General features: G+C 68.7%; 16 protein-coding genes and 2 pseudogenes. 7 read left to right on the top strand and 11 right to left on the bottom strand.

Annotated features, from left to right (window positions below; translation table 11 throughout):
• Positions 1 to 479: 479 nt before the first annotated feature.
• The 3 genes from ACWCQS_RS24120 to ACWCQS_RS24110 all read right to left on the bottom strand — a co-directional run bounded on the left by ACWCQS_RS24120 (position 480) and on the right by ACWCQS_RS24110 (position 6,692).
• Positions 480 to 2,918 (bottom strand): SpoIIE family protein phosphatase, encoded by a 2,439-nt coding sequence (locus ACWCQS_RS24120; RefSeq protein ID WP_451006356.1) that lies wholly within the window; start codon positions 2,916 to 2,918, stop codon positions 480 to 482.
• A 66-nt stretch (positions 2,919 to 2,984) separates the two neighbouring features.
• Positions 2,985 to 5,447 carry a SpoIIE family protein phosphatase gene (locus ACWCQS_RS24115; RefSeq protein ID WP_451006355.1) on the bottom strand — a complete coding sequence of 821 codons (2,463 nt, stop codon included), beginning with the start codon at positions 5,445 to 5,447 and terminating at the stop codon, positions 2,985 to 2,987.
• 294 nt (positions 5,448 to 5,741) lie between these two features.
• The gene (locus ACWCQS_RS24110) at positions 5,742 to 6,692 is read right to left on the bottom strand and encodes a diacylglycerol/lipid kinase family protein (protein WP_451006354.1); all 951 of its coding nucleotides are present in this window, start codon (positions 6,690 to 6,692) and stop codon (positions 5,742 to 5,744) included.
• Positions 6,693 to 6,833: 141 nt separating this feature from the next.
• On the opposite strand from ACWCQS_RS24110, the gene ACWCQS_RS24105 reads away from it, so the two are divergent.
• A complete protein-coding gene (locus ACWCQS_RS24105; protein WP_451006353.1) occupies positions 6,834 to 7,730 on the top strand; it encodes an AI-2E family transporter in 897 nt (298 codons plus the stop codon).
• A gap of 426 nt (positions 7,731 to 8,156) precedes the next feature.
• Here the strand turns inward: ACWCQS_RS24105 and ACWCQS_RS24100 are convergent, their stop codons facing one another.
• The 5 genes and pseudogenes from ACWCQS_RS24100 to ACWCQS_RS24080 form a co-directional block, all read right to left on the bottom strand.
• On the bottom strand, positions 8,157 to 8,834 hold the full coding sequence (locus ACWCQS_RS24100) for an HdeD family acid-resistance protein (RefSeq protein ID WP_451006352.1): 678 nt from the start codon (positions 8,832 to 8,834) through the stop codon (positions 8,157 to 8,159).
• Positions 8,835 to 9,056: 222 nt separating this feature from the next.
• Positions 9,057 to 9,197 (bottom strand): hypothetical protein, encoded by a 141-nt coding sequence (locus tag ACWCQS_RS24095; protein WP_451006351.1) that lies wholly within the window; start codon positions 9,195 to 9,197, stop codon positions 9,057 to 9,059.
• A complete protein-coding gene (locus tag ACWCQS_RS24090; protein WP_451006350.1) occupies positions 9,197 to 10,075 on the bottom strand; it encodes a hypothetical protein in 879 nt (292 codons plus the stop codon). The genes ACWCQS_RS24095 and ACWCQS_RS24090 overlap by 1 nt, the downstream gene beginning before the upstream one ends.
• A 61-nt stretch (positions 10,076 to 10,136) precedes the next feature.
• Positions 10,137 to 11,540, bottom strand: coding sequence for an NAD(P)/FAD-dependent oxidoreductase (locus ACWCQS_RS24085; RefSeq protein ID WP_451006349.1), 1,404 nt, complete (start codon positions 11,538 to 11,540; stop codon positions 10,137 to 10,139).
• Positions 11,537 to 11,756, bottom strand: a pseudogene (locus tag ACWCQS_RS24080) (ferredoxin). The gene ACWCQS_RS24085 and the pseudogene ACWCQS_RS24080 overlap by 4 nt, the downstream one beginning before the upstream one ends.
• Before the next feature lie 643 nt (positions 11,757 to 12,399).
• Here ACWCQS_RS24080 and ACWCQS_RS24075 point away from each other — a divergent pair.
• From ACWCQS_RS24075 to ACWCQS_RS24050, 6 genes and pseudogenes are all read left to right on the top strand, one after another.
• Complete coding sequence (locus ACWCQS_RS24075) at positions 12,400 to 12,813, top strand: hypothetical protein (protein ID WP_451006348.1); 414 nt, start codon at positions 12,400 to 12,402, stop codon at positions 12,811 to 12,813.
• Between the two features lie 243 nt (positions 12,814 to 13,056).
• Complete coding sequence (locus ACWCQS_RS24070) at positions 13,057 to 13,479, top strand: SsgA family sporulation/cell division regulator (RefSeq protein WP_451006347.1); 423 nt, start codon at positions 13,057 to 13,059, stop codon at positions 13,477 to 13,479.
• A gap of 40 nt (positions 13,480 to 13,519) precedes the next feature.
• Positions 13,520 to 13,849: an NIPSNAP family protein gene (locus tag ACWCQS_RS24065; protein WP_451006346.1), complete on the top strand. Its 330-nt coding sequence runs from the start codon at positions 13,520 to 13,522 to the stop codon at positions 13,847 to 13,849.
• 593 nt (positions 13,850 to 14,442) lie between these two features.
• Entirely contained in the window at positions 14,443 to 14,832 is a 390-nt protein-coding gene (locus ACWCQS_RS24060) for an SsgA family sporulation/cell division regulator (protein WP_451006345.1), read from the top strand.
• A 106-nt stretch (positions 14,833 to 14,938) separates the two neighbouring features.
• Entirely contained in the window at positions 14,939 to 15,064 is a 126-nt protein-coding gene (locus ACWCQS_RS24055) for a hypothetical protein (RefSeq protein WP_451006467.1), read from the top strand.
• Positions 15,064 to 15,198, top strand: a pseudogene (locus tag ACWCQS_RS24050) (transposase); the annotation flags it as partial. The gene ACWCQS_RS24055 and the pseudogene ACWCQS_RS24050, both read left to right, overlap by 1 nt.
• A gap of 331 nt (positions 15,199 to 15,529) precedes the next feature.
• Here ACWCQS_RS24050 and ACWCQS_RS24045 read toward each other — a convergent pair.
• From ACWCQS_RS24045 to ACWCQS_RS24035, 3 genes are all read right to left on the bottom strand, one after another.
• Positions 15,530 to 15,820 (bottom strand): hypothetical protein, encoded by a 291-nt coding sequence (locus ACWCQS_RS24045; RefSeq protein ID WP_451006344.1) that lies wholly within the window; start codon positions 15,818 to 15,820, stop codon positions 15,530 to 15,532.
• A 47-nt stretch (positions 15,821 to 15,867) separates the two neighbouring features.
• A complete protein-coding gene (locus ACWCQS_RS24040; protein ID WP_451006343.1) occupies positions 15,868 to 16,176 on the bottom strand; it encodes a hypothetical protein in 309 nt (102 codons plus the stop codon).
• A gap of 66 nt (positions 16,177 to 16,242) precedes the next feature.
• Complete coding sequence (locus tag ACWCQS_RS24035; RefSeq protein WP_451006342.1) at positions 16,243 to 17,022, bottom strand: D-Ala-D-Ala carboxypeptidase family metallohydrolase; 780 nt, start codon at positions 17,020 to 17,022, stop codon at positions 16,243 to 16,245.
• Position 17,023: the final 1 nt, after the last annotated feature.

Raw genomic sequence — 17,023 nt, 5'->3', positions numbered from 1 at the left:
AGCGGCGGCCAGCCACACCGGGCGAGCGAATGGGCCGACGCTCCCGGCCGCCCTCTCGAAGAGCAACTCGCCGAGATCGCACAGGAGGTCACGCTTCGCGGCGAAGCCGCCGAACGCATGCGCCAGGACGAGGCCGAAGCGGCACGCCAGAAGCGCATCCGCTGGGAAGCCGCCATGGAACAAGCCCGCATCCGCTACGCGGAGGCATACCGGGTCAGACCAGAACCGAAGCCAAGGAATGGATCAGCTGGGCAGCGGCCACCGTGGAGCGCCTCGACCCATTGACTGGAGCCCCTACGGCCCCACCTACTGAACGCCCGCTCCGCCAAACGTTCGGTCTGCCGAAATACGGCGGCAGCGCGCCTGCCACCGCAATCAGCGGAGCGGGGAACCCAGCCGAATTCTCTTCAAGTTCCGGCAAACCGCTCTCGGGAGGTCACGTTCCGTCAGAAAGAGCAAAAGATGGCCACAGGACGTGATCAGTGGGCGCGCGCGATGGGCTGTTCGGACCAGATGGTCTTGTGGTTCTGGCCGTGGCGGCAGCCCCAGCGCTCGGCGAGTTGGGCGACGAGGAACAGGCCGCGTCCGCCCTCGTCGGTGGTGCGAGCGCGGCGCAGACGGGGTTGGGCGCTGTTGGCGTCGGTGACCTCGCAGACCAGAACGTGGTGGCGGATCAGTCGCAGCTCCGCCGGCGGACGACCGTAGCGGATCGCGTTGGTGACCAGTTCACTGACGATGAGCTCGGTGGGGAAGAGGAGGTCGTCCAACCCCCATGCGGTGAGCTGGCGGGTCGCCCATGCCCGAGCGTCCGAGACGGCAGCCGGATCAGCCGGTATCCGCCAGCGAGCGGTGTCGTTGGCGGGTACGGCGCGGGTGCGTGCCAGCAGCAGGGTCGCGTCGTCACGCGGTGCTGCCTCCACCAGATGGTCGAGGAGGGCCCTGCCGGTCTCGTCCAGGGCGCGGTCCGGGCGGCAGGAGGTGGCGAGCGCATTGGTCAGCCGCTGGAGCCCGTCGCCGACGTCGTGCGCACCTCGGTGGACCACGCCGTCGGTGTAGAGCGCGAGGACGCTGCCCGGTTCGAGATCGATCGTGGTCGTCTCGTACGGCATGCCGCAGACGGCGAGGGGTGGCCCCGGCAGGATGTCGACGGCTTCGGCACTACCGTCGGGCCGTACGAGTACGGGCGGCGGGTGCCCGGCACTGGCCATGGCGCAGCGTCGGGTGACCGGGTCGTAGACCGCGTACAGACAGGTGGCGCCCATGACGTCATGGTCGCCAGGGGGTGCTTCCGCCGCGAGGCGCTGGACCAGGTCAGCGAGACGCGTGAGCAACTCGTCCGGCTCCAGTTCGAGGTCGGCGAGGGTCTGGATGGCAGCGCGCAGACGGCCCATGGTGGCACTGGCGGGTATGCCGCGGCCGATCACGTCTCCGGCGACCAGGGCCAGCCGGAGAGCGGGCAGGGGTATGGCGTCGTACCAGTCGCCGCTGGTGCCGCCCCCACGGTCTGTGGGCAGGTAGACGCCGGCGGTCTCGGCTGCCGGAGTGTCGGTCGTGGCCGGGGGAAGGAGTCTTTGCTGCAGGGCCATGGCCGCTCTGTGCTCGCGCCTGTAGCGGCGGGCGTTGTCGATGGCGAGTGCTCCCCGTGAGGCGATCTGCCTCATGAGATCCACCTCGTCCGCGGTGAACGGTTCGGACGGACCGGTGCGCCAGACCACGATCGCTCCGAGGGTGAGGCTGCGGGCGTGCAGCGGTGCCACCATCACCGCCTGGACGTCGTGCGGGAGGAACTGCTCGGCCGGATGTGGGCCGCCGATCAGGGCGATGTAGTCGTCCCGGTCGTAGACGACCGTCTCGCCGTGCTGGAAGCGGCGCAGGAGGGGGTGGTCGGACAGGGATGGGACGAGGTTGCCGCGCTGGATGCCGGACGGCCAGTCCGCGGTGGCCGGCGCCAGGGCAGCGTTGCGCAGATGCGGATCTCCTCCGCCCAGCCGCTCGGCGGGTTCGTCACCGTCGAAGACGGCTTCCGCAAGGTCGACTGCTGCGAGATCACCGAAGGTGGGTACAAGGGCGTCCGCGAGATCCTGGGCGGTCCGCACGGCATCCAGGGAGCCCCCCACCCGCTCGGCGACCGCGTGGGCAAGATCCAGCTGTCGGCGGGCACGCAGTTGGTCGGTGTCGTCTATGTACAGGGCTGCGACTCCTGTGGGGTGTCCTCGCGCGTCCTCCAGTCGGAAGGCGGACAGCGACAGCGCGTGTCGCCGCGCCGGATGGTGTCGCCAGCTCACTCGCTGGTTCCTGTGGATCACCGGGACGCCCGTCTCGAGCACCTGCCTCAGTACCGCCTCGATGGTCTCTGCGTCCTCGGCGCACAGCACGTCGCTCAGTCGGGCGCCGGGCTGTATGGGACGGCCGTCGGGAGTGTCCGGCATGGCGTTCGTCTGCACGGTGGCGAGATCCGTGTCGTGCAGGGCGATCGTGATCCGGTTCTGTGCGGACAGTGCGCGCAGGAGGGCTGCGCCGTGCCGGTGGTCGGCGACGTGAGGAGTGGGGGCTGCGAGCACGAGGAAGTTCGCCGAGCCGCTCACCCGTGTGGTCCGGAATGTGACGTCGATCGTGTTGCCGCACTGGTGACGCAGTCGTACCCGGCCGGTCGCCGGCACGTGTGCGGCCCTGTGCGGGTCGTGCGGGAGGTCGGCCACGAGCTCCTGCACGGGGCGGCCGTGGACCTCGTCGGCGCAGAACCCGGTCAGGTCCTGTGCTGTGCCGGTCCACCCCACCACCGTGCCCCGATCGTCGAGCACTGCCGCGGCCAGACCGTCGAAGGCGGGCGGCCCGCCGCGGGGGCCGGCGCCGAAGACGCTCGTCGCACCTCGAAAGGCGCCTGCCGAGTCGGCGATTTCAACATCTGATGGGTCCATGTCTCCGGCTTTCATTACGAGGTTCCGCGACTACGCGGATGGGGATCCTGTGGCGGCTGTCGGCGCTCAGCGGGCACTGGTTGGGGATGGCAGGTCCTGTTCGGCCCAGACGACCTTGCCGTCTGTTACGGAGCGGAAACCGCACCTGCGCGACAGCCGACCGACCAGGTGAAGGCCGCGGCCGTGCTCGTCGAGATTGCCGGGATGGCGGGAGCGTGGCTGACCGGTGTTGGTGTCGGAGACTTCGCAGGTAAGCACCCGGTGCTGGATGAGCCGTAGGCGGATCGGGCCGTCGCCGTGGCGGATCGCATTGGTGACCAGTTCACTGACGAGCGACTCCACGGCCGTCACCAGCGGCTCCAGACCCCATTCACGGAGTTGACGGGCGGCCAGACGCCGGGCCGTCGGGACGGTGACGAGTTCGTTCGGCAGATCCCAGGACGCGACTTGGGCGGGTGGCAGGGCGCGCGTCCGCGCAAGGAGCAGGGTGACGTCGTCGGCCGGTGCCTGCGCCGACAAGGTCTCCATCGCCCGCGAGCACAGGTCCTCCAGGGTGGCACCGGGCTGTGCCAGGGCGGCGCCCAGACGCCGCAGGCCGACGTCGATGTCCTCGCCGCGGGACTCCACCAGGCCGTCGGAGTAGAGGGCGAGCACGCTTCCTTGGGGCAGTTCCAGTTCCACGGACTCGAAAGGCACCAGGCCGAGACCGAGGCCCAGCGGGGCTCCGGCCGGCAGGTCGGGGACAGTGACCCCGCCCTGTGCGTCGACGACCAAGGGCGGCGGATGCCCGGCCCGTGCCAGCGTGCACCGTCGGGAGACCGGGTCGTAGACGGCGTACAGACAGGTGGCACCGACGACCGCGGGAACCCGGTCGGAGTCGTCGGCGTCCTCGTCGTTCAGTCGCCGGACCGTGTCGTCGAGGTGCGCCAGCAGTTCGTCCGGGGGCAGGTCGAGGTCCGCAAGCGTGCGCACGGCGGTGCGCAGCCTGCCCATGGTCGCCGCGGCGTTGATGCCGTGTCCCACCACATCGCCGACGACCAGGGCCACCCGTGCGCCGGACAGCTCGACCACATCGAACCAGTCGCCCCCCACACCGTGGTCCATGTCGGCGGGCACATAACGCGAGGCGACCTCGACGGCAGCACCGCCCTGCACCCGGTGAGGGAGCAGGTCGCGTTGCAGCGCAAGAGCGGCGGTGCGCTCGCGCGCGTACTGGAGCGCGTTGTCCAAACAGAGCGCGGCCCTGGTGACCAGCTCCTCGGCGAGGAGCAGGTCGTCCTCCTGGAACGGCGTCTGTTCCGTGGAACGGCCGAACAGCGCCAGTCCCAGCACGCAGCGCCGGGCACGGATGGGTACGACCATCAAGGAGTGGACGCCGCTGTCGCGTACCTTCTGCGCCCGCACCGCGTCATGGTCGACCCAGGGGCCGGAATGGGTGTCCAGCATCGGCTCCAGGTACGACCGTCCCGTGCGCATGGCGGCGAAGAACGGCGAGTCCGGGTGGGGGTGGACCACTTCTTCACGCACCCATGGCAACTCGAGGAGACCCAGGTCGACGGAGGCCAGACCGGCACGGCGCAACAGCGGCGGTCGGCCACTCGTCGTGCCGGTTCGTGCAGGCGGCTCGACGCAGAACGGAACAAACTCCACGAGATCGACCAGGGCGTGGTCGGCCAGCAGGGGCACGGTGAGCTCTGCCAGTTCCTGGGCGGTCTGCATCACGTCGAGGGTGCTGCCGATGTGCGTGCTGGCCTCGCTGAGGATGGCGAGGCGCTCGCGCGCCCGCTTGTTTCCAGTGACGTCCACGGTCATGGAGCACACGCCCAGTGGCGTGCCGTCCGCGCCCTGGAGACAGAAGAAGGAAGCGGAGAACGCGTGCTCGCGGGGCCGGTCCGCAGGCGGCCACGCACGGTACTCGTGCACCGTCGTCGTGCCGCTCTCCAGCACCTGCCGCATCACCACCTTGAGCGCTTCGGCCTCGACGGCGGGGAGCGAGTCCTTCAGACCGCGCCCGAAGCGTCGGTGACGAGGCACGCCGTCGTGCCGCTCCATGGCGTCGTTCACCCAGACACAGCGCAGCTGCGTGTCATAAACGACGATGCCGATCGGGGCTCGGGCAAGGAGCGACTCCCGCACCGGTCCCCCGGTCGCCCCCGAGGACAGGGAACCTATGTCCGTCACGGACGCCAGCCACCGGGTGTCGTCGCCCTGCCCCCGCAGCAGCGAGACCCGCAGCGTCATCCTGAGCGTGTGGCCGTCGCGGTGGCCTATCGCGACGGTGCCGGACCAGCCGCCCCGCGCACGGCACTGCTCGGCGAACGCCAACGCCCTCCGAGCGTCCTCGGGAGGCGGCAGCACGTGTGCGGCGGACCGGCCCACCACCTCCCCGGCCGCATAACCGACGAGCTGCTGAGCGGCGTGCGTCCACCCCACGACGATGCCCTCGGCATCGATCATCGCTATCGCGGCATCGGGCACCTCGGGGAGGCTCACCGGCTCGGCGAGGAGGGTGTGGTCAATGTTGGTCATAGCGGTCCATCCCATCGGTGCGGAAGTAGGAGCGTCGGCATGTGGTCCGGCGACCCTGTGTGCAGCGGTGGTGAACATCGATGTCCCGGTGAGCGGCACACGGTGCGGTATGTGTCATATCAGAGCAAATCGCCTTTTCTGATGAAATAGTCAGATGTAATGACTTGGACGTCAAGACCCTCATAGGTGATCGAAAAGTCAGATGCCGGGGCTCCAGGGCACGGCTTCGCAGGTGAACGGACGGGTAGCGGGTTCCGCCGAGCATGCGCGGCGGTGGGAGCGGCTCCCCAAGGTTCAGACCATCCGGCGAATGGCGCCCCACCCTGGCGGTCGCTCAGGCTGGGCGCCGGGACGATGCCGGGGAACCCATACCCGGAGTGCTCGAGGGCTGATGCGGCACCGCACGGGAGTCGGCAGGCTGACGGCTTCGCCGTCCAGCCCGGCGGGGAGGGCCGGGGCGGCGGCGTAGACGACGACGTCGTCGGGCGTGGCGAGACAGGTGAGGCCGTGTGGTTGTCCACTGCGCAGCCTCGCGGCCGTCTCGGCTGGCGTCTCTGCCCTGGCGGTCAGTACTCCCAGAAGGCCGGAGTCCAGGTGCGCACGCCTTCCGAGTCCGGCAGGGTCATCCACTTGGTACGGGTTGTTGCTCACCAGTACGGCATCCGGCCCGTCCACGGTGAGCGGCCCGGCGCGCACCACCAGATCCGGGCCTTCGTGGCGGGCCAGGAATTCCGGAAGGATGCGCACTGCCGTGCCAAGCTTGTCGTCCCGATAAGCCGGGTCTTGCACCAGGGCGGCATAAGCACCGAACGAGACGTTGTTGACGAACGCCCGCTCGCCTGCGTACCCCAGATCCACGCGCAGCTCGACGCCGTCCGTGAGGGCCTCCAGCGCGGACGAGGGGTCCCCACGGTCCAGGCCGAGATCCATGGCGAAGTGGTTGCGGGTACCCGCCGGAATGACCACGAAGGGCAGGCCGCTCTCCGCGGCCACCTCGGCGACAAGCGCCTGGGTACCGTCTCCGCCGGCCACGCCCAGCAGATCCGCACCGTCGTCCACCGCGCGTCGGGCTAGCGTCGCCAGGCCCTGGGGGAGGGAACGATCGATCAGGACCACCTGGGCTCCGAGCGTGCGGGCGCGTTCCGCGATCCGGAACCGGCTCGTCTTCCCTCCCCCCGAACGCGGATTCACGATCAGACAGGGCCGCCGCGCGCCTGTCGTCGGCCGCGACGCGTTCTCGCTCACGGCGCGTACCCGAAAGCCGCATGCATCAGCCGGGCGCACCTCACTGACGACATCAGGACTGCCGCGATCACGCCCGCAGCTGACGGCTCCGTCCCCCACCGGGCCGACGGTCCGGCGATTGCGCCTGCGGCCACCGCCACGATGGTCTTCCTGGCCGCGGCCGCGGCCGTCGGCGCAGTGATCGCCCTGTTCGTCATCCCCCTGGCCCAGGAGGGAAGCCGGTTCGCCGGTCGCCTACCCGCGATGATCAGGGACGCCCAGGCCGGCCGCGGGCCAGTCGGCAACCTGCTGGAACGGACGCACGCTCTGCAGTATGTCCAGCACCATCAGGCGCAGATCCACGCGTTCGCCACCGGACTGAGCACGCCCGTCGCGAAGTTCCTCCGCGGTGCAGCGAGCACCGCGGCGGGCGCTCTCACTATTTTCGTGCTGGCCTATCTGATGGTGCTGGAGGGCCCCAAGGCCATAGACCGGTCCCTGGCCCTCGTGGACGAGGCGCCTGCGGTCCGCATACGCCGCGTCGGAGCCGCGTGCGCCCGTACCGTCAACGGCTATCTGACCGGGAACTTGCTGATCAGCGTCATCTGCGGGCTTCTGACCTACGTCGTGCTGCTGGTTTCCGGAGTGCCGTTCGCCGGCCTGCTGGCCCTCTTCGTCGCCGTGACCGACCTCATTCCCCTGGTGGGAGCCACGATAGGAGCTGTCGTCGCCTCCGCAGTGGCGTTCGTCCACTCCCTGCCGGCCGGCATAGGGGCCATCATCTTCTTCATCGTCTATCAGCAGGCCGAAAACCACCTCCTGCAACCGGTCATCCTGTCTCGGACGGTGAAACTCAACCCCCTCACCGTGCTGCTGGCCACCCTGATCGCCGCCGAAGTCGCCGGGATCCTCGGTGCCCTGCTGGCGATTCCCGTCACCGGCATCATCCAGGTCGTCCTCGGTGACATCTGGGCTCACCGCGGCGGTCGGCCACTGGGGCTGCCGACACGGGCAGACAACGGCCCCGAGAACGCCGACCGGTCCGACGTCCCCGGATGACGGCCCCGTGGAATCCGGCCGCCACAAGCACAGCGAGGAGTTCGCCCGGGTCGACGGCTGCGCCTTTCCTCGTCAGGCGAAAGATCGTTGACAGGCCGGTCGGGGTTTCAGGGCACAGCATGAACGGACGGACCTGGCAGACAGCGAGGACCCGGGGTGAGAGCGGGTTGTTGATCGCCCTCACCCGGTCAGTGTTCGAGCGGGACCTGGACGTCGGACTGACCGAATATTTCGACTGCCGCCTGCCGCCCTGATGAATGAGCCGATGTCCGAGATCGCCCCGCCCAGTTGAGGGAGCCGCACGACGCCGGCGTCGCCATCACAGCCGCGCCGAGATGAGCGCGAAGGACCCCTCGCCGGCCGACGGCCCGCGGAGGTGGTGTGATGTCGCCGCTCGCCAGCGTCCGGTCGATCCGGCTTCGCCGGTCAGTGCTGGGGGTGCGGACGTGCGTGGAACAGGGGGCGCCGCTGAGGGGGCGTTCCGGCAGCCAGATGGCCGATCTCGACGCGTGTCCTGATGGCACGGACCACTTCGGTCAGGCCGACGACGATGGCCATGACGCCCACTACCAGCGTGAGTGTCGCGATGGAGGCGAACGGCATGACGATCATCACGATGCCGGCCATGGTGCCGATGATGCCGAAGGCCACGTGCCAGCCGCGCGCCGGCATGGTCTGATCGGAGGCCGCCGCGACCGTCTCCAAGGTGCCCCGAAGCAGCCAGCTGAAGCCGATCCACAGGGCGAGCAGGAAGACCGACTCGAGGGGGCCCCGGAAGCAGACCAGTCCCAACAGGACGGAGGCCGCGCCGGTGATGAAGTGCAGTACGCGAAGATGCCGGGGGACGTGGGTGCCGAAGGCGGCGGCGAGTTGGAAGGCACCGGTGGCCAGCAGGTAGACGCCGAAGAGCACGCCGACGACGCGGAGCGTCTCGCCCGGCCAGACCAGGGCGATGACGCCCAGGGCGATGGTGGCGAGGCCCATGGTGAGCAGGATCTGCCAGCCCATGTTCGCCAGAGCGGTGATGCCTTCGACCGCAGGACCTTCTTGTGGTTCGGTGCCACGTGGCGGAACGGAACCGGAGGAATCGGAAGGAGATGTCATGGCACCTACCTCCTTCTGTGAGCAGCGTGGTCACGTCACTACATGTCCATCGTCACCCGATCAGCCTCATGTCGCTCGGCGGAAAGGGCAGGGGACCGTGGCGCATGAGGTGTTCCGGGCAAGCTCCTCCGTCCTGCGGGAGCCGGGGTGCGTATCCGCCGGACCGTCCGGTGCCGGCGGCCAGGCACAGTCGTGGTGTCCCGTTCGCGTGAACGGCGGGATTCACGCGTAGGGGGTGATGACGGCACGTCCTTGGATCCTGCCGTCGTGCAGGAGCTGGTAAGCCTCGTTCGCGCGTTGCAGGGGGAAGTACTCGACCAGCACCTTGATCTTTTCCTGCTGGGCGAGCGTGATCACATCCATCAGTTCGGTGAGGGAGCCCCAGTAGGGCGAGGCGACCGAGCACTCGTGCGGCGGGCTGGAGAAGTCGTGTGGGCGATGAGATTGACCGTGGTCTCGTGTCCCGCGAAGATCAGGAGCAGGGCGTTGCTGGCGAGCACGCCCTTGGACATCCGTCCCTCCGTGCCGTCCTCGTTCACCATGGCCGAAAGAATGCCCGGGCCGGGCTGGTCGGCGTACCGGTCGAGCAGGTCGGCTGCGAACTGCCCGAAGTCCTGCACGGCCCGCCGTCCGCCGGCCAGCCGGCTCCGGATCTCGTCGGACGCGGCCTCGGGGCCGAAGTCCAGGGCGTCCAGGGCGGTCTCGATCCAGTGGTGGAAGCGTGACTCGTCCTCCAGCGGCACGCCCAGGACCTTGCAGATCACCGTCACCGGCAGGGGGTAGGCGAAGTCGTCGACGGCGTCGATCCGGTTCTTGCCCTTCATGCCGTCCAGGAGCCCGGCCACGATGCGATGGATCTCGGGCTCCAGGTCGGAGATCAGGTGAGGGGAACGGGGAGGCCCGACGAAATGCGGCATCATCGTCCGGCGGTCCCTATCGTGCTCGGGGGGATCCTGGGTGATTATGTTCGGCTCCAAGGAGATGATCGCCTCCGTGATCGGCTCGGCCTCCGCCTCCGCCGCTCCCTCGGCCGGGGTGGCGGCCGGAACGGGGCACTTGCGTGGATCCGAGCTGACCCGGGGGTCGTGGAGCAGCGTGACGATCTCCCGGTAGGTGCTGACGACATAGGTTCCGTCCGGCTGCCGCGCCACCGGTGTCTTGCGCAGTTCCTCGTAGAAGGGGTACGGGTTGGCGCGATTGGCGTAGCGCAGCGCCTGCTGCCATGGGGTTTCCTCGGCCACGAGGCTCCCCTCCTTTTCCTGTCGGTGCTGTCCGCTTGCACGCTCGGCCCGGCGGGCCGGGTCAGTGGCGCCGGGGCCGGAACTCGGCCGTCCGCTCGCTCGGGGCATGGCCGGTCAGGACGACGTCGGGGACCGCCGTCGGGACCCTGGGGTCCGGGAACTCGGCCGGCATCGGCTTCATGTCGGGCGGCTGGTCCCAGCCCGGCGGCGGAGGCGGGAATGGACCTGATTGCTCGATCAGCTTCCTGTAGTACTCGAGCCACTTGCCGTGATCGAAGGTGACGGCCGCGACGATGCGGCCTCGGTGGCCGTAGGCGGTGGCGAAACGGCGCTCCTCGACGGACCCCTGGGTGAAGACGATCTCGTCACCGAAAGGCGGCACCCCGACAGACTTGATGTTCACGCCGAACTGACCGGACCAGAAGCTGGGCAGCAGCAGATGCGGACGATAGTGGGGTTCGAGGTTCACCATGTTGTGCGCCGCGACCTCGGCACCGCAAACGGCGTTGTCCCAGTGCTCCATCGCCAGGAACTGGTACTCGTACAGCACATGCGGCGCACGCGCCACGTCCCCTGCCACGTAGATGCTGTCGGTGACCACCCCGTTGATGTCGAAGGCACGACCACCGGCATCGCAGCCGACACCCCAGAAACCGGCCGCCAGCCCGGAGCCCTCCAGCCACTCCACGTTCCGGATCGATCCCAGGGAGGCCACCACCACATCGGCGTCGACAGTGGTGCCGTCGGACAGGTGCGCCCGCCGCACATGCCCTTCGGGGTCGCCCTCCAGCGACGACACGCCCAGCCCGCAGCGCAGGTCCACGCCATGATCGCGCTGCATCTGCGCGGCGATCTCCCCGATCACCCCGCCGAGTGCGCCGACCAGTGGCGCCGAACCCCGCTCGACGACGGTCACCGGGATGTCGAGCTCCCGGCAGACGGAGGCCGCTTCCGAGCCGATGAACCCGGCGCCGATGACCAGGACCCGCGACGGCGGCTCGGCCAGCGCCTTCTGCAGCTGAGCGGCATCGTCACGCGAGCGAATCGTGTGGACCCCCTGCAGCGCCGCCTCGGTCGGGTTCGGCCACTGCCGCGCGCGAGTGCCCGTAGCGATCAGCAACCGGTCGTACGGCACCTGCTCGCCGTCGGCCAGGCGCACCTGCTTGGTGGCCCGGTCCAGCCCGACGGCGGCCACCCCGAGCCGCCAGTCCGCATCCACTTCCCGCATACGGGGCAGCTTGGTGTGGTCGGCCGGCACCCAGCCCTTGAGTACCTGTTTGGACAGCGGGGGACGGTCGTAGGGCTCGTACGGCTCGTCACCGATCATGGTCAGGGAACCGGAGAAACCCTCCTCGCGCAGCGTCTCCGCGGCCCGCGGCCCGGCCAGAGAAGCACGCACGATGACGATCCGGCCCCTGGCCCGGAACTCGCGCACCAGCTCTGCGACCGTTGCCCGCAGAGTCATGGCGTCTCGCTCCGCTTCGCGCCGTCCAAGCGGTCGATCACGATCGCCTGCACCGGGCACGCCGCAGCCGCTCGCTCGACCTGCAGGCGCCGCTCGTCGTCGGGGTTCGGCTCATAGGTGAGCGCCCTCCTGGCCGTTCAACCTGAAGACCTCTTGCGCCAGATACACGCACTGCGCGTATCCCTGGCAGCGATTCAGGTCCACGACGATCCGCATGGGCAGACTCCTTCCGCGCTGCCTCCGCCCCGCGGCGACCATCGACCCGGTCATGCAGCCTCGGTCATGAAGCCATGGGCCGGTTTCACAAGCCTCCTGTTTCAGGGCGACGGGGCCTGATGCCCCATCCGTCGTCGCCGCTTCCTTCACGGTGACGCTTGTCGGCTGTGAGCGTGGGCGTAACCAGACGGGGGCGCTGCATCGACGGTGTCGGCATCAGAGGGTGCCCCGGTCGTCACGCCCTAAAAATTACTCGTCCCGCCTTCTGACGATCGCAAACCCGCCACTGCGGCGTACTGGATGCATCCGTGACTTCGAGACCTCACCCCGCGGGCTACGGCGATCTCCGGGCCGGTGAAGCCACCGATCACCAGGACACACCGCCGCGGCCAAGGCGAGGAAGGCCGGCGTGCCGAGGGGCCGGCAACGGGCAGCTCGCCCTGAAGAGCGACATCTGTTGGCGCTGGTGCCAGCCGCTCAACGGTTGCCTTCGTCACTTCGACATTTCCATACGACGTATGGTAACAATGAAAGCGCGCTTCCATACGACGTATGGAACTGCTCGCTCGGACCACACCGGGCGTCATACATCGCCTGGCAGAACCGCCGTTGGCGCAGATCACCCCCTCGGGAAGGAAAGATCATGAACAAGCTCGCTAAGCGCATCGCCCTCACTGTCTCCTCCGTCGCGGTCGCCGGTGCCGCCGTCCTCGGTGCCGGTGGCACTGCTTCGGCCGCGCCCCTTGCGTCCGCGCACGCCCAGCACCCGACCGACGGGGCCGTGGCCGCTGATTACAGCTGGGACCACGGTGTCGGCTACCTGCTCGAGCGGGGCTACTCCTGCGACGAGACCCGCGGCTGGCACCAGGACCGCCACGGCAGCGATTCAACCCGGCACGACTGCGACGGGCTCTACTACCGCGATGGTCACTTCTACCGCTGGCAGGACGAGGGACACGGCTGGACGTCCAACAGGCCCCACCGCCACGACGGAAACCGCTGCGAGCACGACGGTTGGGGCAGGCACCACCATGACCTGAGCCGCGACGACCGGTGAGACGGGTATCGGCCATGAACGCAAGCAGTTCCCCTCGGCCCTGTCCCTGCCCGCGGCGGGGACCCGTCCGGCGGCCGGGGGGCGGCGTCCCCGACCGCCGGCCGAGTGAGTGCAACGCACTCACCATGCGGTGCGCCGGTGCCGTCCGGCGCCCGCGCCCCGCTGTACCGCCTCCGCCCGCGCTGCCTCTTCGCCACCGGCCGGTGTGAGGCACCGCCGAGCCCTACCCAGGAGCGCAAGCCGATGAAGAAGTCCTTGAAGGTCGTAGAACGGCAGGTGGCCGTGCAGCTGGTCGTCTCGCATGTCTACTCGTTGCCCCTATGCGTACGTCTGCGCTACGAGCCCGCTGATCCCTATGTCGTCCGTGCCGTCTTCTTCATCGACTGTGACGAGCCGGTCGAATGGATCCTGGGGCGGGATCTTCTGGCTGACGGTCTGGAGGGTTCCGCAGGCCACGCGGACGTCCGGATCTGGTCGGCCGCAGGGCGGGGTGACGAGTCGATCTACATCGCCCTCGGGTCTGCCGCAGGCACCGCCTTGCTCGAGGTCCCCGTGCAGGACATCTCGTCCTTCCTTCAGGACACCCAGGCTCTGGTGCCACGGGGTACCGAGTCCGGACTCATCGACTGGGATGCCGAACTGGCACACCTCCTCCCCCAAGGCTGACCGCCGACCATCCATGCTCAGAAGTAAAGGAACCAGTGTCATGTCCCAGTACCAGCTTCGCGTCTACACCCTGCGCAGCTCCGACGCGCTCACCGCCTACGAGAAGATCTGGGCCCAGCACATTCCCGGTATGGCCAAGCACCGGATCACCACCCACGGCGTCTGGACGGTGCCCGCGGCGCCCGGAAGCGACACTCCCCGGCTGTACGCCCTCGTTTCCTACAGGGACGCCGACGACGTGCAGGAGCGGCTGGAGGCATACCTGTCGAGTCCTGAATTCCGCGCGGACATGGAGGGCTTCGACATCAGCCAGATCGTCGGCCTCGACGAGACCCTCCTGACTCCCACCGTGGACTCACCCTTGCGCTGACGGTCGGCCTGCGACGAGTGACGCGGCCAGAAGGGCCGATATCCGGCGGCCCTGCGATGGTGGTTCCGGTGTCTTCGACGGCGACCCACCAGTGGTGGCCCTTGCCGGCATCGACACCGACCCATAAGCAGGGCACCTGTGTGGTCATGTGCGTCTCCTCCGACTCGGACAGCGTGCCGTACCGGTCCAAGGACGGCTCTGCCCTGCGGGACCGGGCCCCGGCAACCACGACCCGCGTCGAGGTGGGGACCGTGGAGAGTCGGTTCACTACAACCACGACCGGTACAGCGTCGATCGCTGAGACCAAGGGCACCCTCTGTCCGGCAACCACCGTTGGCCACATCTCCGTAATGGCCCCGGCCGAAAGTAGTAGCCTCGCCTGCTCCCGTCGGCCGGGCGCCCTTGCGACGGCGCGAAGAACTGCTCCTGCGGGTGTCCTCGTGCCGACCGCCACCGGTCCTCGCAGTAACCGCTTCTCTGTGCAGCCTCTTTGAATCCGACGACAGCCCTTCCGATGGTCCTCCCCGGATGACTCGAAACACCAGGAGTAAGACCCGATGAAGTCATTGAGAACTGTGATCCAGGGGCTACCTGTGAAGCTTGTCGGCGTGCATGCGACGTCCTTGCCCATGATCATGAATCTGCGGTACGAGCCGAGTGATCCGTATGTGGTCCATGCCGCATTCACCACCGATGTCGACAGCGACGAGCCGGTGGAATGGATCATAGGGCGCGATTTGCTGATCGACGGCCTGGAGGGCCCCGCCGGCGAGGGAGACGTTCGCATATGGCCCACCGGCGAGGAGGGCTGCCGCGACTTGTACATCCTTCTCAACCCGCCGTCCGGTACGGCCCTGCTCAAGGCCCCAGCGCAGGAATTCAAGGCGTTCCTGCAGGAAACGGAGGCAGTGGTGCCCCGGCGGGCCGAGCTCGACCACAGCGACTTCGACCGCTTGCTGGCGCACTTCCTCGCCAAAGGGTGAGTCCTGGCATGGTGCGACCTGAGGCAGGCACACGGACGTCTCGATCCTCGCCCGCCGCCCAGCACTCGACCGCACCGCCGAATACGTCCGCGCCTTCGCTGAGTTGATGAACAACCGCCAAGGCCGGCACCTCGACCAGTGGATCGATGCCGTCCAAGCCGACGATCTACCCGCCCTGCACGGCTTCGCCACCGGCCTCGGCCAGGACCTCGACGCCGTGGTTGCGGGCTGAGCCTGCGCTACAGCTCCGGCGCCGTCGAAGGCCACAACAACAAGATCAAGATGTTGAAGCGGCAGATGTTCGGCCGGGCCAACTTCGACCTGCTCCGCAAGCGGGTCCTCCTGGCGGCGCGAAGCCGTTCATGATCGCGGTTGTGGTGACCCTCCGTGGCCCTGGCACGGAAAGTGATCCAAGAACCCCTCTGAAGGGCCGGGCCGGGTCACGCTCAACCGAGGGGAGTACTTCAAGACCAACCGGTGTCAGGAGTGGAAGAGGGTCGGCTGACCGGCCACTGGTATCGCCTTCGACCCCGAGCGCCAGGAGGCCGTCCAGTCCCGGCGAGGACGACCGGGGGCGTGGCTGCGGGGCCCCGCGCCCCGGTCGGTGCTTCCCTGGACACGTTCGGGAAACACCGACCGTTCCCGTGACGGCGCCGCGCACAGCAGCGCGGCGGTCAGCGGCGCTGCGGCGAAGACGTCAGCAGAACCAGCCGTCCTGGGCCCAGCCGTGGCGGTTGATGTCGCCGTAGGCGAAGCCGCACGCCCAACCGCTCTGCTTGCTCTCCACCAGGAAGGTCTGGCCCTTGTAGAGCGTGCCCATCCAGGCGCCGCCCGGGTCGGTGCGGACGTACAGGTCACTGGCGCACACGGTCTCCCGGACACCCACGGTGCCGTTCGAGTACGCGATGGCGGGCCCGGCGCCGATCAGTGCCGCGGCGCTCACCGCGGCGACGACGGCGGCCGCACGGCCGGCACGGAGTGCGGACATCGGCTTTCCCTTCCCTGTCGTTGCGGGGGACTCGGGGCTGTCACGGCTCACCAGGAGTCGTAGCCGCCGATGCACTCGATGCGCACGTAGCCCCAGTCGTTGGGGCCGTAGTCGAAGGTGGCGGCCCAGCCGTTGTAGACAGGGTGCACGCCCTGGGTGTGGCCGACCTTGTTGCCGTAGGTGAGGGTGCGCAGATAGCCGGTGGGGCCCGAGGCGCTGTCGTAGTTGGCGTAGAAGCTGGCAGTCTGGCACACGGTGACCGCGTGCTGCGGCGGGACGTCAGCCCTGGCAGCGGACTGCTGCAGGGCGACCGCGATGACCACGGTGGCCGCCATGGTGAGGGCGGGCCTTGGCACGGAACTTCAAGATTCGTCAACTCCTCTGAAGAGCGGGGCGGGTCGACGCGTGTGGGCGGAGGGAGGTCACACGACGCCGCTCTCCCACCACCAGGAACCGGAGCCGTAGGAGGGGTACTGGACGCGGCTGTCCACGTGCTGCCAGGAGTGGGTGTAGGCCTCGAGCCCGGAGAATCCGCAGGTCTCAGCGATCCTGTACACCTGGAGGGTGGTGTGTCCGGAGACGACGATGTCCGCGGCGACGCCGTAGACGTGCATGCTGTTGGACGCGCCGCCCACCGAGGCGTTGTAGGAGACGCTGCGGAAACCGGAGTTGATCGTGGTCGCGCTGTTGCCGGCCTTCTTGCGTACGGCCTCGAGCTTGTACATCAGCCGACGCACGTTCTCCTTGACCTCGGCGGCGCCCACCTGCCCGCCGCTGAAGCCGGACCCGTCATGGGAGTAGAACTCGCTCCAGTCGAAGTGCGCGGTGGAACCGTCGCTGCTTTCGAGACTGTTGAGCACGCTCTGGGTCTGCGGGCCGACGACGCCGTCCGCCGTGAGACCGTACGCGGACTGGAACCGCCTGACCGCGTTGTAGGTGGCCGCACCGAAGGCACCGTCCCAGGCGACGTAGGTCTGCTGCGCGCTGGATGCGGCCCAGCCGCCGACGCGGATCTGCAACTCCTTCACATCGGAGCCGCTGTCGCCCTGCTGAAGAGTGCGGGTCCATCCGTAGGCCGAGGCGCGGGAGGCCGACCCGAGGCTTAGGGTCGCCGCCGTACCGAGCGCGGCCGTCAGGCCCAGCGCGCCGCGGAGCATGGTACGCCGGTCCAGGCCTCGGCCGGAGTCTGCTGCAGTGTTCATG

This window comes from Streptomyces sp. NPDC002076, from assembly GCF_053593835.1.
The sequence above is the reverse complement of the archived record's forward strand: the minus strand, read 5'-3'. Positions and strand labels throughout refer to the sequence as shown.

Coding starts and splice junctions, on each gene's coding strand:
- ACWCQS_RS24055 (WP_451006467.1), top strand. CDS start 14,939: ATGAACAACCGCCAAGGCCGGCACCTCGACCAGTGGATCGATGCCGTC.
- ACWCQS_RS24120 (WP_451006356.1), bottom strand. CDS start 2,918: ATGGACCCATCAGATGTTGAAATCGCCGACTCGGCAGGCGCCTTTCGA.
- ACWCQS_RS24075 (WP_451006348.1), top strand. CDS start 12,400: ATGAACAAGCTCGCTAAGCGCATCGCCCTCACTGTCTCCTCCGTCGCG.
- ACWCQS_RS24045 (WP_451006344.1), bottom strand. CDS start 15,820: ATGTCCGCACTCCGTGCCGGCCGTGCGGCCGCCGTCGTCGCCGCGGTG.
- ACWCQS_RS24035 (WP_451006342.1), bottom strand. CDS start 17,022: ATGAACACTGCAGCAGACTCCGGCCGAGGCCTGGACCGGCGTACCATG.
- ACWCQS_RS24105 (WP_451006353.1), top strand. CDS start 6,834: ATGGTCTTCCTGGCCGCGGCCGCGGCCGTCGGCGCAGTGATCGCCCTG.
- ACWCQS_RS24095 (WP_451006351.1), bottom strand. CDS start 9,197: ATGGATGTGATCACGCTCGCCCAGCAGGAAAAGATCAAGGTGCTGGTC.
- ACWCQS_RS24070 (WP_451006347.1), top strand. CDS start 13,057: ATGAAGAAGTCCTTGAAGGTCGTAGAACGGCAGGTGGCCGTGCAGCTG.
- ACWCQS_RS24065 (WP_451006346.1), top strand. CDS start 13,520: ATGTCCCAGTACCAGCTTCGCGTCTACACCCTGCGCAGCTCCGACGCG.
- ACWCQS_RS24085 (WP_451006349.1), bottom strand. CDS start 11,540: ATGACTCTGCGGGCAACGGTCGCAGAGCTGGTGCGCGAGTTCCGGGCC.
- ACWCQS_RS24115 (WP_451006355.1), bottom strand. CDS start 5,447: ATGACCAACATTGACCACACCCTCCTCGCCGAGCCGGTGAGCCTCCCC.
- ACWCQS_RS24100 (WP_451006352.1), bottom strand. CDS start 8,834: ATGACATCTCCTTCCGATTCCTCCGGTTCCGTTCCGCCACGTGGCACC.